13 protein-coding genes are annotated in these 14537 nt (G+C 75.5%); 7 read left to right on the plus strand and 6 right to left on the minus strand.

Going from position 1 to position 14537, the window contains the following annotated elements; genetic code table 11:
• The first annotated feature begins 151 nt into the window (after positions 1–151).
• Positions 152–1369: an MFS transporter gene (locus NRK68_RS29510; RefSeq protein ID WP_257857237.1), complete on the plus strand. Its 1218-nt coding sequence runs from the start codon at positions 152–154 to the stop codon at positions 1367–1369.
• On the plus strand, positions 1366–2475 hold the full coding sequence (locus NRK68_RS29515) for a sugar ABC transporter permease (protein ID WP_257857238.1): 1110 nt from the start codon (positions 1366–1368) through the stop codon (positions 2473–2475). The genes NRK68_RS29510 and NRK68_RS29515 overlap by 4 nt, the downstream gene beginning before the upstream one ends.
• A 153-nt stretch (positions 2476–2628) precedes the next feature.
• Here the strand turns inward: NRK68_RS29515 and NRK68_RS29520 are convergent, their stop codons facing one another.
• On the minus strand, positions 2629–3786 hold the full coding sequence (locus tag NRK68_RS29520; protein WP_257857954.1) for an acyl-CoA dehydrogenase family protein: 1158 nt from the start codon (positions 3784–3786) through the stop codon (positions 2629–2631).
• Between the two features lie 379 nt (positions 3787–4165).
• Between NRK68_RS29520 and NRK68_RS29525 the strand changes: the two genes are divergently transcribed.
• The 3 genes from NRK68_RS29525 to NRK68_RS29535 are packed head-to-tail and all read left to right on the plus strand — an operon-like array spanning position 4166 to position 8307.
• Positions 4166–6007 carry a CoA transferase gene (locus NRK68_RS29525; protein ID WP_257857239.1) on the plus strand — a complete coding sequence of 614 codons (1842 nt, stop codon included), beginning with the start codon at positions 4166–4168 and terminating at the stop codon, positions 6005–6007.
• Positions 6004–7662 carry an AMP-binding protein gene (locus NRK68_RS29530; RefSeq protein WP_257857240.1) on the plus strand — a complete coding sequence of 553 codons (1659 nt, stop codon included), beginning with the start codon at positions 6004–6006 and terminating at the stop codon, positions 7660–7662. Before NRK68_RS29525 ends, NRK68_RS29530 begins: the two co-directional genes overlap by 4 nt.
• Before the next feature lie 9 nt (positions 7663–7671).
• Positions 7672–8307 carry a hypothetical protein gene (locus NRK68_RS29535; RefSeq protein ID WP_257857241.1) on the plus strand — a complete coding sequence of 212 codons (636 nt, stop codon included), beginning with the start codon at positions 7672–7674 and terminating at the stop codon, positions 8305–8307.
• A gap of 167 nt (positions 8308–8474) precedes the next feature.
• Here NRK68_RS29535 and NRK68_RS29540 read toward each other — a convergent pair whose 3' ends face one another.
• From NRK68_RS29540 to NRK68_RS29550, 3 genes are read right to left on the minus strand one after another with little or no spacing between them, the layout of a single operon-like run.
• A complete protein-coding gene (locus NRK68_RS29540) occupies positions 8475–9281 on the minus strand; it encodes a metal ABC transporter substrate-binding protein (protein WP_257857242.1) in 807 nt (268 codons plus the stop codon).
• Positions 9239–10108 (minus strand): metal ABC transporter permease, encoded by an 870-nt coding sequence (locus NRK68_RS29545; protein ID WP_183064061.1) that lies wholly within the window; start codon positions 10106–10108, stop codon positions 9239–9241. The genes NRK68_RS29540 and NRK68_RS29545 overlap by 43 nt, the downstream gene beginning before the upstream one ends.
• Positions 10105–10740, minus strand: coding sequence for an ABC transporter ATP-binding protein (locus tag NRK68_RS29550; RefSeq protein ID WP_183064062.1), 636 nt, complete (start codon positions 10738–10740; stop codon positions 10105–10107). The genes NRK68_RS29545 and NRK68_RS29550 overlap by 4 nt, the downstream gene beginning before the upstream one ends.
• Before the next feature lie 265 nt (positions 10741–11005).
• Here NRK68_RS29550 and NRK68_RS29555 point away from each other — a divergent pair, with 265 nt between their 5' ends.
• Both NRK68_RS29555 and NRK68_RS29560 read left to right on the plus strand, forming a co-directional pair.
• Entirely contained in the window at positions 11006–12445 is a 1440-nt protein-coding gene (locus NRK68_RS29555; protein WP_257857243.1) for a tyrosinase family protein, read from the plus strand.
• Positions 12445–13263 (plus strand): DUF2182 domain-containing protein, encoded by an 819-nt coding sequence (locus NRK68_RS29560; protein ID WP_183064065.1) that lies wholly within the window; start codon positions 12445–12447, stop codon positions 13261–13263. Before NRK68_RS29555 ends, NRK68_RS29560 begins: the two co-directional genes overlap by 1 nt.
• A 6-nt stretch (positions 13264–13269) precedes the next feature.
• Here NRK68_RS29560 and NRK68_RS29565 read toward each other — a convergent pair whose 3' ends face one another.
• Entirely contained in the window at positions 13270–13686 is a 417-nt protein-coding gene (locus NRK68_RS29565; protein WP_257857244.1) for a VOC family protein, read from the minus strand.
• A 105-nt stretch (positions 13687–13791) separates the two neighbouring features.
• Positions 13792–14448, minus strand: a complete 657-nt coding sequence (locus NRK68_RS29570) for a DUF2278 family protein (protein ID WP_183064069.1) — start codon at positions 14446–14448, stop codon at positions 13792–13794.
• Between the last annotated feature and the right edge of the window lie 89 nt (positions 14449–14537).

The following is a 14537-nucleotide window of genomic DNA, read 5'->3' on the forward strand; positions in this document are numbered from 1 at the left end:
CGGACAAGATTCCGCGGACCCACCATGTCACAGCAGGGCCGCATACCTCATGTGGTGCAGGGCACAGCGGAACGCGGGAACCTGCCCGCCGTTCCACCCGACTGCTTACCCGGTCCATCGAGCGGTTCAACGTCCCGGGAAGGGAGACTTCGTGGCGTCGGAGGGAACGGCGACGGCATCGCCGACGGAGAAGAAGGACGGCGGTGCGGGCCGGGGGCTGACGGTGCTCCTCACCGGCGCCATGGCGTTCTCGATGCTGCAACTGTTCCTGCTCGGGGCGCTCGGTCCGCGGCTCGTGACCGAACTGGGCCTCTCACCCGCCCTGTTGGGGCTGACCACCACGATCGGATTCGGGACGGCCGCCGCGCTGTCCCCGGCCGGGGGCCGGATCGTCGACCGGATCGGGCCCCGGCGCTCGCTGGCCGCCCTGCTGCTGCTCTCCGCCGCGGCGCTCGCCCTGATCGGCGCCGCCCCCGGCGCCGGCCTGCTGCTGGCCGCCGTCGCACTGGGCGGCGTACCGCAGGCGCTCGCCAACCCGGCCACCAACAAGGCCGTGCTGCGGGCCGTTCCGCCCGCGCGGCGGGGCGCCGTCACGGGCCTGAAGCAGTCCGGCGTCCAGCTCGGAGCCTTCGCGGCCGGAGCGCCACTGGCGGCCCTCGCGGGCGGGATCGGCTGGCGGGGCGCGGTGTGGACGGCCGCCGCGGCGGCCCTGCTCACCGGCCTGTGGGCGCTGCGGGTGCTCCCGGCGGACCCTCCGGCTCCGCCGGCCGGCCCCCGTACGGAACTCGTCCCGCGCGGGATGGTGGCCTGGCTGGCCGCCTTCTCGCTGTTCCTCGGCGCGGGAATCGCCTCCGTCAACACCTACCTCGCCCTCTTCGGCGCGCAGCGCCTCGGCATGGGGCCTACGGCCGCGGGCGCGCTGGTCGCCGTACTGGGGGTGGCCGGGATCGCCGGCCGGGTGGGCTGGTCCAAGGCGGCCCGTCCGGGGCGTGCCGAATGGCTCCCCGGCTGGCTCGCGTGCGGTGCGCTGGGCGCGGCCGCCCTGCTGGGCGCCGCCCTCGTGGCGGGACCGCTGGTGTGGGTCGGCGCGGTCGCCGTCGGGGTGTTCGCCGTGTCCGGCAACGCCGTCTCGATGGTGCTGGTCCTCCAGCGGGCCGCCCCCGGCCGGGCCGGCCAGGACTCCGCGCTGGTCGCGGCCGGGTTCTTCGCCGGATTCGCCCTGGGGCCGGTGCTGTTCGGCCTGCTCGCGCAGAGCGGACGGTACGGGCCGGGGTGGCTGCTGGTGGCGGCGGAGTTCGCGGCGGCCGCCGCCGTCGCGTTCCTCTGGGCGGTATGCGACCGGCGGCGAGGCACGGAGCGGGCGGCGTGAGCGGGGTGTGTGGCGAGGGCGGCGTGAGCGGGCCGACGGGGCGGGCGCTGGCCGCGGTGATGGCGCGGGTGGCGGTGACCGCGGCCGAGGTGGGCCCGCGCTTCCCGCTGTACGCCGACCCCGCCGACGGGCGGTGGACCACGACCGGCCGCGGCTCGTGGACCGGCGGATTCTGGGCCGGACTGCTCTGGTTCCGGGCCCGGTACACCGGAGCCGAGCACGACCGGCGGGCCGCCTCCGCGTGCACGGCCCGGCTCGCACCGTGGACCGCGGCCGACACCGCCACGCGCGGGCTCATCCTCTGGTACGGGAGCGCCGCGGCCGGTGACGACGCCGCAGCCGCGGCCCTCCGGGCCCGGGCGGCCCGGGCCTGCCTGTCGGCCTGGGACCCGGAGCTCGGGATCCTGCCCTGGGGCGACGCCCTGGGCGGCCCCCGCCTGCTGGCCCGGGTGGACGCCGTACCCGGCACGGTGCCGCTCCTGGCGGCCGCCGGGCCCGGCGGGGCGGCCGCGGCGGCCGCCCATCTCCACCGGCACCTGGACCTCTGTCTCGACGGGACCGGCGACGCGTGGTTCCGGCCCGCCCTGATCCACGATGCAGCCACCGGCGGCTGGCGGCCCTGCGAGGACCCGCCGCCCGGCTGGAGCCGCGGGCGGGCCTGGCTGCTCCTGGCGGTCGCCGACGCGATGCTCCGACCGGAGCTCAGCGCGGGGGAGTTCGCCCGCCTCTCCGAGGCGGCCACCCTGCTGACCACGCGCGGCGGGGTGCTGACCGGCCCTCCGGTCCCGCCCGCCGACACCGCCTGCCCGGACGGCCCTTCCGACACCTCGGCCGCCGCGATCACGGCGGTGGCCCTGCTGAAACTGGCCCGCACGCCCGGCCCCCGCGCGGAGCAGTACGCGCTCCGCGCCGCGGAGGTCCTCGACCACCTCACCCGCGACCACCTCACCGCCGAGGGCGGCCCCCGCCCGCCCGGCATGCTGCTGGACGGCTGCTACGACGCGGCGAAGGGCCTGGCCGTCCGCCACGAACTCGTCTGGGGCGACTTCTTCCTGGCCCTCGCCCTCACCGCCCTCCACGGCCTCGTCGACATCACCCGTATATAGGGGGTGCCTGCGGGTCCGGCCGGCCGGAATCCGGGGGTGCGGAGCTGACGGGGCGGCAGGATCACAGCTCCGTGTCCGACCGGAAAACGGAAGGGGAGCGTCCCTTCTGTGTGGCCGATGTCGCGCTCGCGCAGCAGCTCTGCACGGAGCCCGTCAAGAACTGACGCCCTGCCCGGCCGGGCCGTAGGCGCGCAGCACGCGGCGGGCCACCGCGGTGATGTGGAGCTCGTCCGGGCCGTCGAGGATGCGGGCGGCGCGGCCGGTGCGGAAGAGGGCCGGGAGCGGGGTGTCCGGGCCGAGGCCGGCGGCGCCGTGGACCTGGATCGCGCAGTCCGCGACCTGCTGGAGCATGCGCGCCGCGGCGACCTTGGCGAGCCCGACCTCCGTACGCGCGTCCCGTCCGGCGGCGACGAGCGCCACCGCCTCCCGGACCAGGGGGCGGGTGGTGCGCAGCGCGAGCAGGGCGTCGAAGACGTGTGCCTGCACCAGCTGTTGCTCGGCGAGCGGGCCGCGCGAGCCGCCGTGGGTCGCGGCCCGCCCGCACATCAGGTCGAAGGCCCGCTGCGCCTGGCCGAGCCACCGCAGGCAGCGCAGCGTACGGCCGAGCGCGAGCCGTTCCCCGGCGATGGCCAGGGCCCCGCCGGGCTCGCCGAGGAGGTGGTCGGCGGGGATCCGTACCCCGTCGAGGGCGATCTCGTACTGGCCCGTGGCGCCCAGCACGGGGAGTTCACGCACCACGCGGAAGCCGGCCGCGCAGGTGGGCACGAGCAGCAGGGACAGCCCCTCGCGGTCCCCGTCCGCGCCGGAGGTGCGGGCCATCACGGTCACCAGATCGGCACCCGCCGCACCCGAGGTGAACCATTTGCGGCCGGTGACCAGCCAGCCGCCGTCGGGGTGCCGTTCGGCGCGGGTCGCGGTCCGGAACGGGTCGGTGCCGGGCACCCCGGGCTCGGTCATGGCGTAACAGGTACGGATCTCCCCGGCGACCAGCCGCTTCAGGTACGCCTCGCGGACGCCGGACCGCCCGTACCGCGCCAGCATCGTCACGTCGAGCAGCGGGGCCGACCCCAGCGCGGCCGGACCGTGGTCACTGGCCCCCTCGGCCTCGGCCAGCTCGGCGTAGGCTTCGAAGGAGAGCCCGCCGCCGCCCAGTTCGGCGGGGAGCGGCAGGGCCCAGAGTCCCTCGGCCCGCGCCTCGGCACGCAGCGCGGCCAGCACCTCGGCGGCCGCGGGCCCGCCTCCGTCCAGCACGGACTCCCGGGGAAACACCCGCTCCCGGACGAACCGGCCGACCCGCTCCCGCAGCGCCACCGCCTCCGGCTCCCGCCCCGCGCCCCCCGCGCCCGCGCCCCCCGCGCCCCCGCCCCCGGCGGCCCCGGTTCCGGCGTCGGCCAAGGCACCGGCACCGGCACCGCCCACGGCGTCGGCCAAGGCGCGGCCCACGGCACCGGCTTCGGCATCGGCCCTGTTCGTGCGGGGATCTTTCACTGCTCGCCTCCTCTTTCCCGGGAACTTCCGGGACTCGCGCGGACTTCCGGAAAGTTTCGGGAGCCTCCGCGAACTCGCGGGAACTCGCACGAACGGCCGACCGACTGTCTGTTCGTGGAACTGGTCGGGCGCGGACGCTCCCGGGTTCCCGCATTCCGCAAGACCCGGGCTGCGGCCACCGCCGCGCCAGGAGAGGAGAGGCATGGCGTCACCAGCCACCACGCAGACGGTCCGGCCGCTCGACACACTGCGCTTCGACGTCTCGGGGCCGCCCCGTATCACGGGCGTCGTCACCGATCACCTGCGCCTGCTCGGCGCACGGACGGACCGCCGCGGCCACTGGGACGCGCCCGCCTGCGGCACCACGCTCACCGGCGGCGGCTTCGCACCGGCGCACGCGACCGCCACCTGGGCCGATCCCGCGAGCGGGCTCGCCGACGAGGCCACCGTGCAGGCCGCCACCGGCATCATGTCCGTGCACGGACGGCGGGACGGCAGCCCCCGCGGCCTGGCCGTCGACTACGCCGCCACCGCCACCGCCGTCCTCACGGTGCAGGGGCTCCTGGCGAACCTCGTGGGCCAGGCCCGCGGCGCGGCCGCCGCCCCCGTCACCACCAGCGCCGACCGGGCCGGGCTCCTCGCCGTGTCCCAGTACCTCGCGGCCGCCGGCGCCGACGAGGGCGAGGCGGCGGAAATCGCCGCCGGCGGACCGCCGTTCACCTCCGCCGACGGGATCCTCTTCGAACTGGAAACCCTCGACCCGGGAGCCTGGGCCGCCTTCTGGAAGGCGCTGGAGGCACCCGCGGACGCACTGCGGACCGGCTGGCGGCCCTTCCAGTTCCGCTACGCCACCGCCTGCGCGCCCCTGCCGGCCGCCCTCCACGCCACCGCGCGATCCCACGGCTGGGACCGGATCCGCCGGGCCGCGGACCTCTCCGGTGCCGAAGTGTGCGCGCTGCGCCTCCTCGCCGACCGGGCCGCGGAACACGACGGCGCCGCCCCCTGGTCCCTGACCCCGTCGGTCCACGGCGCCGATGCCGCCGCCGACGGGCCGGCGCCGGCGCCGACTCCGCTGCCGGGGCCCCGCCACGGGTCCGGCGGGCGGGCGGTCTCCGCAGTACCGGCCGCCGGACCTCTGGCCGGGCTGACCGTGCTGGAGGCCGGCCGCCGCATCCAGGCGCCGCTCGCCGCGCACCTGCTCGGGCTGCTCGGCGCCGACGTGATCCGCATCGAACCGCCGGGCGGCGACCCCTTGCGCGGCATGCCCCCCGCCTGTTCCGGGATCTCCGCCCGCTGGCTCGCCCTCAACCGCGGCAAGCGGGCCGTCGAGATCGACATCAAGGCGGAGGCTGACCGCGGGCGGCTGCGGGACATGGCGGCGCACGCCGACGTCTTCCTGCACAACTGGGCGCCGGGCAAGGCCGCCGCCCTCGGCCTCGACGCCGACGACCTCGCCCGCGTCAATCCCACGCTCGTCCACGCGTACACCAGCGGCTGGGCCGGCCGCCTCCACGACGCCCCGATGGGCACCGACTTCATGGTCCAGGCCCGTACCGGGGTCGGCGAGGCCGCCCGCCCCGAGGGCGAGAGCCCCGCGCCCTCGCTGATGACCCTCCTCGACGTCATGGGCGGACTTCTGGGCGCCGAGGCCGTCCTCGCCGGGCTGCTGCTGCGCGAACGCACGGGCCGCGGCGTGCGGGTCGACTCCTCGCTGCTCGGCGCGGCCGACACGCTGACCGGCCCCGCCCTGCGCCGGGCGGCCCGCGGCGAGAACCCCCGCCGGCCCGCCGGATTCCGCCACCCGCTGGCCACCGCCGACGGCTGGATCGCACCCGCCGACGACGACGCCCGCACCGCCGCCGGCCACGACCTGCGCGGCCTGCCCACGGCGGAGGCCCTGGCCCGGCTGCGCGAGCACGGCCTGACGGCCACCGCCGTCACCACCGACCTGTCCGACCTGCACCACGACCCGCGCTTCGCCGGTTCGATCAGCCGCGACGCGCACGGCGCCCCCGCAGTCCCCGACCCCTGGAGCTTCGCATGACCGCCGACAGGCTCGAACTGCGCGACCTGCTGCCCGCCGAACTCCGCCGCGCCTGGGTGGTCGACGGCACCTGCCCCGACCTCGACCTCTACAGCCTCTTCCGCGCCCGCCAGATCGCCGACCTGCACCGTACCGCCGTCATCGACGCCAAGGGCAAGCTCTGCTACACCGCCCTCGACCGCAAGGTGCGCGCTCTGGCCACCGGCCTGCGGGACCTCGGGATCGGCCCGGGCGACGTCGTCGGCGTCCAACTGCCCGACGGCCGGGCCTCCGTCATCGCCGATCTGGCGCTGGCCGCCCTCGGTGCGGTCTCCCTCCCCTTCCCCGTCGGCCGGGGCGTCCTGGAGGCCGAGTGCCTGCTGCGCCGCGCCGAGGCCGTCGCCGTCATCGCCGCGACCGAACACCGGGCGTTCCGGCACGCGGCCGACCTGCACACACTCTCCGGGTCCCTCCCGCGCCTGCGCCACGTCATCGCCGCGGGGCGGCCGGGCACCCTCCCCGACGGAACGATTCCGCTGGCGCAGCTGCTGCGCGGTGACCCCGGCGGGTTCGTCCCCGCCCGGCCCGACCCCGACAGCGCCGCCCGCATCCTCGTCTCCTCCGGCTCCGAGGCCGAGCCCAAGATGATCGCCTACTCGCACAACGCGCTGGCCGGCGGACGAGGCAACTTCCTGGCCTCGCTCATCCCCGACGGGACCCCGCCGCGCTGTCTCTTCCTCGTCCCGCTGGCCTCCGCCTTCGGCTCCAACGGCACCGCGGTCACCCTCGCCCGGCACGGCGGCACCCTGGTCCTGCTCGACCACTTCACCGCGGACGGCGCGCTGGCAGCGGTGCGCGAGCACCGGCCGACGCACGTCCTCGGTGTGCCCACCATGGTCCGCATGATGCTCGAACGCCTCGACGGCAGCGGCGCGGAACTGCCGCCGCCCACCGCCCTCGTCCTCGGCGGGGCGCCCCTCGACGAGACCACGGCGGCCGCCGCGGCGCAGGCCTTCGGCTGCCCCGTCGTCAACCTCTACGGCTCCGCAGACGGCGTCAACTGCCATACGGGACTGGGCAGTTCGGTGCCACCCACCGACGGTTCCGGTGTCGTCGCCGGACACCCCGACCCCCGGGTCGCGGAGATCCGCATCGCCGACCCCGAGACGCACGAGCAGCTCCCCGACGGCGCCGTCGGGGAGATCATCTCCCGCGGCCCGATGACCCCCCTGTGCTACGTCGGCGCGCCCGAGCTGGACGCCCGCTACCGTACGCCCGACGGCTGGGTCCGCACCGGTGACCTCGGCTACCTCGACGCCGAGAGCGTCCTGCACGTCGTCGGCCGGCTCAAGGACATCGTCATCCGGGGCGGCGCCAACATCAGTCCGGCCGAGGTGGAGCGCGAGCTCACCGCGCACCCCCAGGTGCGGGACGTGGCCTGCGTCGGCGTCCCCGACCCGCTGATGGGGGAGCGGCTCGCGGCCTGCGTCGTGGCCCGGGGACCACAGGCCCCCACTCTCGCTTCCCTCGGCGAACACCTGACGGGGCGCGGCCTGGAGCGGCGCAAGCATCCCGAGCGGCTGCTCGTCGTCGCGGAACTGCCCCTGACCGCCGCCGGCAAGCCCGACCGCGCGGCCCTCCGCAGGCGGCTGACCGAGAGCAGTGCTCTCCTATAGGACGGGCCGTTGTCCGACCCGGGCGGCGCGGCCCTCCCGGCCGGTTCAACGGACCTTCCGCTGCCCGCCGACGGCGTGCTCGCGTTCTTCGCGTCCGCCCCGCCGGCCGAGGGCCGGGTCCTGCACATCCCCGCCGGAGTGCCGGGCGCTGTCCGCCCGGCACCGCCCGGCGCGGCGGTGTTCCCCGCCGTGCGCCTGATCGCCCGGCCCGGGTGCACGGCGCCGTTCCCCGACCACCCCCGGGTGCGCGAGACCTTCGGCCTCCACACACCGCAGGACCTCTACGACCACCCGGTGTACGGACAGTCCTTCCTCGACGAACTCGCCGAGTACGGGCACCGCTTCGAGCACCGCGTGGGCGGCTACGCCGCGGTCTCCGGCGTGGCCGAGTACCGGGCGGCGGCCGGACCGGCCGGAAGCCCAGCGGTGACGGACCCGGCCGCGGCGACCGCGCGGGACATCGCCCGAGCCCTGGAATGGATGCCGCTGGCGCAGTTCCACCACGAGCCCGCCGAGGCAATGCCGGGCCACCCCGACGACCCCGCACCGGCCGGCCGCCGGCGCGGAGCCCTCGTCTGGCTGATCCGCGAGGAGGACCTCACCCGGGGCGAGTTCGACGCCGCCCTCCTCGTACCCGGGTTGTGACGGAACACCTCCCGGGGCGCGTCAGGCGTCGACCGCCGCCAGCCGGATCTGCATCTCCACGTCGCCGTCGCCGTCGCCGTCGCCGTCGCCGGTGACCACCCACGCCTGGAGGAGCAGCAGGCGGCCGCCCACCCTGCCAGGTGACGGCCGCCGCCGGGGCTCCGGGTTCAGGAAGAGCCCATGGCCTTCTTCAGCTCCGCCGCCGCGTTGCGGTAGACCGGCAGCAGATCGAGGTCGTCCCCGGGGTAGTTGACGATCTTCACCTGCTTGGCGCCCGAGTCCGGCAGGACCGCTCCGGTGGACATGTGGGCGTTGTCCAGCACCAGCGACGGCTTCTTCGCGGCGAGTTCGGCGAGCTGCGCCGGAGTCACCGCCTCCGGCCCGTACGTGCCCACCGTGGTGGCGCCCGCGAGCTTCGCCGACCACGCGGTGAAGACCTGGGTCACGACGGACGGACTGCGGCCTCCCGGCCAGCCGGCCTGGAGCTCCTTGTTCAGCTTCGTGTACTCGGCGTCGAAGCCGGTCTTCCACTGCGCCGCGGCGTCCGCCGTGCCGAACAGCCCCGCCAGCCGGCCGACTTCGGCGGACAGCTTGTCGGGATCGTTGTCGAGCTCCACCTCGACGAGCTGCGCCCCGGACCCCGCGGCCTCCTTGATCTTCGCGGCGTACGGCTCGAAGGGCGCGTACAGCACGAAGTCGGCCTTGGCCACGGCGGCGAGGTCCGAGGGCCTGGGGTCGTAGTCGGGCGCGTGGTGGACGGACTGCGGCACGATGACCTTGATGTCCTCCGCGCCGGCGGCCTTCGCGAGGGCGCCCTCCCAGGTGGTCGTGACCACCACGGACGGCTTGCCGGTGCGCGGCTGCCCCTTGTCCCCGCCGGATGCGGACGAGGGGTCGTTCCCGCAGCCGGCGGTCAGGAAGAGGGCCGCGCTCAGTGCGAGGACGGCAGGGATACGGACGCGGGTGCGCGCCATGAGCTGATTCTCCGTTCGGGTAGGGAATGCACCGCGAGGACCACCGCCCCCGCGGTCAGGACGAGGACCGGGCCGGGCGGCCAGTCCAGCCACAGGGCCAGGAGGAACCCCGTCAGGTTCACCGTGACGCCGATGCCGACCGCCCACAGGGTGATCGACTTCAGTGAGCTGCCCAGGCGGCGCGCGGCGAGCGCGGGCAGCAGGGTCAGCGCGTCGACGAGCAGCGCGCCGGTGAGTTTGATGGCCCCGGCGACCGCGACGGCGACCAGGACCAGGAGCGCGGCCGTCAGCACCCGCACCGGGACGCCGGAGCACAGGGCGAGCTCGCGGTCGTACAGGAGCAGGCCGATCTCGCGCCGCCGCCACCAGAACAGGCCGGGCACGGCGACGGCCAGGACGCCGAGGACGACGAGGTCGGGCGTGCCGACGGACAGGATCGACCCCCACAGCAGGGCGAAGGCGCCGGAGGCGTTGACCCCCGACACGGCCAGCACCAGCAGGGCCGCCGCGATGGCCAGACTCATCAGCAGCCCCATCGCCCCCGAGAGGCCGTCGGGCGTGCGGGCGAGCGGGGCCACGCCCGCACCGGCCAGCGCGCAGGCGACCAGCGCGCACAGCATCGGGTCGAGCCCCGTGAGCAGGCCCACCGCGATGCCCAGCAGGGCCACGTGCATCATCGCGAACCGGACCGGCATGATGTCGAGCCCGACGATGACGACACCGATGACGGGCAGTCCGACGGCGGCCAGCAGCAGGGCCGCTCCGGCCCGTTGCACCGGTAACAGCTGGAGGAGTTCACCGAGGTCCGCGGTGGCCAGGGTCGTCACCGGACCTCCCGCAGCCGGCCCGCGGCCATCTCCAGTACGCGGTCGCATCGGTCCGCCAGGGCCCGGTCGTGCGTCACCACGATCAGGGTCACCGGCAGTGCGGTGAGCACGTCGGCCGCCTCCGCCTGTCCGTCGAAGTCGAGGGCGGCGGTCGGCTCGTCCGCCAGGAGCAGTTCGGCGCCCGCGGCCACGCATCCGATCGCCCGGGCCAGGTACATGCGCTGCAGCTGGCCGCCGGAGAGGGTGTGCAGGGGCCGGCCGGTCAGCGCGCCCACCCCGAGCCGGTCCGCCGCCTCGGCCGCCTCCGCCGGAGCGTTGCTGCCGGCCAGCAGTTCGGTGCCGAGCAGCGGGAAGCGCCCGGCGGCCGGCTTCTGCGGGATCCACGCACAGGCCCGGCGCCGCCACGCCCACTCGGCGGGCGAGCGGCCCTCCCGGCCACCGACCAGGATCGAGCCCGCCGTCCGGGGGTGCAGGCCGAGGACGGCGCGCAGCAGGGTGGACTTCCCCGAGCCGTTGGTCCCGGTCAGCGCCACGCGCTGGCCGGCGGCGATCTCCAGGTCCACGCCGGCGACGGCCTCCACCCGGCCGTGCCGGCAGACGACCCCCCGCATGCGCACGTCCAGTCCGCCCATCCCACGCCCCTCGATCGTCCTCGGTCTCGCGGGACGGCTCGGCTGCGCCTCCCACGTGCCAGTAGTCGGATGCGCCGGGTCCGGGGTTCCCGCCGGTCCCGAACCGGTGGCGCCGGACCGGTGGGGCGCGGGGGAGCCGGGCCGTTCCGGCGCGGGCCGCCGGGGTTCGAGGGGTGCCCCCAATGGGTCTGCCGCCCGCGCGCCGGTTCGATCACGGCATGTGCTTTCGATACGTTTCCTCCCGGTTTTCCGACGGAAGGCGGACATGATGGGCAGCCCTCAGCAGGTGGCGCACGTACGCAGGAACGTATGGACCCTCCCGCCCGGCGACCTGACACTCGCCCACTACGCGGCGGCCGTCGCCGAGATGAAGAAGCGCGAACCCGACGATCCCACCGGCTGGACCTACCAGGCGGCCCTCCACGGGACGAGCACGACGCCCGCCATGCCGCTGTGGAACGGCTGCAAGCACGGCTCCTGGTACTTCCTCGCCTGGCACCGCATGTACCTCTGGTACTTCGAGCGGATCGTCCGCGCGACGGTCGTGCAGCTCGGCGGCCCGGCCGACTGGGCCCTGCCGTTCTGGGACTACGACGCCGACCGGGAACAGGCCCGGATCCCCCCGGCCTTCCGCGACGAGGAGGGCGGCTCCAACCCGCTGTTCGCCGACCGGGCGAACCTCGTCAACGAGGGCGAACCCCTGCCCGTCGAGATCACCTCCCCGGCCTACGCGATGGGGCGCACCCTGTTCGTCGGCGAGACCGAGTTCGGCGGGGGCATCACGCCGAACGGCAGCACCTTCTGGAACCGCAAGGGCGCTCTGGAGGACACGCCCCACAACGTCGTGCACAGCTACATCGGCCGCTGGATGGGCAGGACGACCACGGCCGCGCTCGATCCGGTCTTCTGGCTCCACCACGCCAACATCGACCGCCTGTGGTCCGTATGGGCGAGCCGGGCCGGGCACGACAACCCGGACGACCCGCGCTGGATCAGTCAGGAGTACAGCTTCTTCGACGCGGACGGGCGCCGGCAGAGCCTCGCGGCCTCGGACATCCTGGACACCTCCGACCGGCTGGGCTACACGTACGAGGAGCCCGTGCCGATCTCCCCTCCGGTTCCGCTGCCGCCGTCCGTGAGGAGGCCCCCCGTGCCCGAGTCGACGAGCGGTCCGAGTGCCCCGGGGCCGACCCCGCCCGGCCGACGGGAGATGGCGGGCTCCTCCGAGGAGCCCCTGCGCCTCGTCGGCCGTGCCGCGAGCGTCGCCGTACCGATCGACCGGCGGACCACCCTGCCGCTGGGCGAGGCGCTCGGCGTCGACGAACCCGAGACCGACCGGCACGTCTTCCTGAGCGTCGAGGACATCGAGGGCGAGACGAACCCCGACACGGTCTACGGCATCTACGTCAACCTCCCCGAGGGAGCCTCCCGGGAGCGGGCGGAGGGACACCGGGTCGGCAACCTGTCCTTCTTCGGCATCGAGCGGGCCCAGGACCCCCGGGGCGACGAGCACCCCCACGGCCTGCGGGTCAGCGTCGAGATCACCCCGCTCGTGCGCCGGCTCCAGGCCGAAAACGCCTGGGACGAAGCCCGGCTGCGTGTGACGTTCCTCCCCCTCGGACCGGCGGCCGCGGAGAGCAGGGAGGGAGTGGCGGACGAGGACCCGCCGGTCGAGATCGGGCGCGTCAGCCTCAGCTACTCCTGATGGCCCTGGAGGACGCGGGGCGGACGCGGACGGCGCCCGCGTCGCGGTGGCCGCGGCCGCGCGTCACCCTCGGGTACGAGCTGGCGGCCGTCGCCGCCTGGAGCGCCGTGATCGCGCTGACCGTGACCGGGGCGGTGCACGGCCTCCACCCGGCGGCTCCGGCGACCGCCCCCGCCGGCGAGGTGGCCCACCACCACATGCCCCCGGCGCACCCGCCCCCCGGCGCACCCGGCCCCGGCACCGCCGGCTTCGGGAGCCTCGCGATGTGGACGCTGATGTGCGTGGCGATGATGCTGCCCGCAGCGCTCCCGGCCCTCGCCCACGTGGGCGACAACAGCCTGCGCCGGCACCGCCGGCGCGCGATGGCCGGCTTCGCCGCGGTCTACCTCACGGTGTGGACCGGCTACGGCGCACTGCTCCTCGCGGCGGCCCCGCTGTGGTCCCGGCCGCCCGGCCACGCCGTGGCGGCCGGCGCGCTCGCGCTCGCCGCCGCCTGGCAGCTGACGGTCCACAAGCGGCGCGCCCTGCGCGACTGCCACCGCTCCTCCCCGCTGCCGCTGAGCGGCCCGCGCGCCGCGACGGGCGCCGTCCGCTTCGGGCTGCGCCACGGCGGCGCCTGCCTGCGGTCGTGCTGGGCGCTGATGGCGGTGATGGCCGTGGCCGGCGGGGGCGCCGCCATGCTCGCCTGGATGGCGCTGCTCACCGGGATCGTCATGGCGGAACGGTTCGCCTCCGGGCCGGGGCGCGTCACGCGGCTCGCCGCCGGTGTCCTCGCGGCGGCGGCGCCGGCGGTCGCTCTCATCCCTGCCGCGGTCTGAGGAGGTTCAGGCCGGCAGGTCCTGGAGGTTCAGCTGCCAGGACACGCCGAAGCGGTCGTTCACCCAGCCGAAGCGGGCGCTGAAGCCGTACGAGCCCACGGGCATCAGCTCCTTGCCCTGCTCGGCGAGGGCCGCGTAGAGGCGGTCGAGCTCCTCGCAGGAGGCGCACTCCACGAAGAGCGAGACCGACGGGGTGAAGCCGAACTCGTGCGTGACGTAGCTGTCGATGCACATGAACCGCTGTCCGGCGAGCGCGAACGTGGCGCGGAGCACGGTCCCCTCCTTGCCGGGGCCGTCGGCGCCGTAGCGGGTGATGTCGATGACCTCGGAGTCCTCGAACAGGGAGGTGTAGAAGGTCAGCGCCTCCTCCGCCCTGCCCTCGAACATCAGGAACGTGGTGATCTTCTGCGGTGCCGAGGCCATGGAACGTCCTCCGGGTGACGGGGCGGGAGCTTGGGGGCCGGGGCCGGGGCCGGGGCCGACGCCAGGACACGGCAGCGGCACTGCGGTGCAGGACAGGGAGGCGGCCTACACCGGGTGCCCGTCGGCGTCCGTGTGGTCCTTCTGGGTGGAGAACTTGTTCAGGAACACGTCGTACTTGCCGTCGGGGCGGCGGGTCAGGGTGGCCCCGTCCTGCCAGATGCCGTTCTCGGGCCACCACTGGCTGCCGAAGGGGTCGCCCTGGTTCTGGTGGATGTTGTGCACGCCGAGGCCCGCGTTGAAGGGTTCGCCGAAGACCAGGACCGGCCGTCCGACGACGAGCATCGGCTCGAAGGCGAGTGCGGCGTCGAGATTGGTTCCCGACGTCCACGGCCGGGAGGTCCTCAGCAGCCGGCCGAGCAGCCCCCGCAGCCGGTCGGGCAGCCACGAGGGCCAGGCCGGGCCGCCCCGCAGCGCCGGATGCCGGATGTAGTCGAGGGCGCCGGACCCGGCCGTGCGGGCGAGCTGGTGGAACCCCGGCGCCAGTGCGGCCACCGGACCGAGTGCGGCGGCGTCCACCGTGAACACCTTCCACTGCACCCCCGTCGCCGAGTCGTGACTGTCCATGTCGACCGCGCACTTGTGGCGTCCGTCCGGCGCGTCGACCCGGAGGTTGACGTGGAACCACGCGCCTTCCGTGTCGGGGGTGTCCCGGAAGTGCTGGTGCAGGGTCCCGGACAGGACCCCGTAGCGGGCGAAGGGCATGGTCCCCAGTGAAGCACCGGGCCGGCCGCGGTGGGGCCCGCGACGCGCGACGCGGCAGGGGCCAGCCAGGAGGGTGGTTCCGGTTGGCG

Origin of the sequence: Streptomyces yangpuensis, from assembly GCF_024666385.1 — a bacterium.
GTDB classification, from domain to species: Bacteria; Actinomycetota; Actinomycetes; order Streptomycetales; family Streptomycetaceae; genus Streptomyces; species Streptomyces yangpuensis.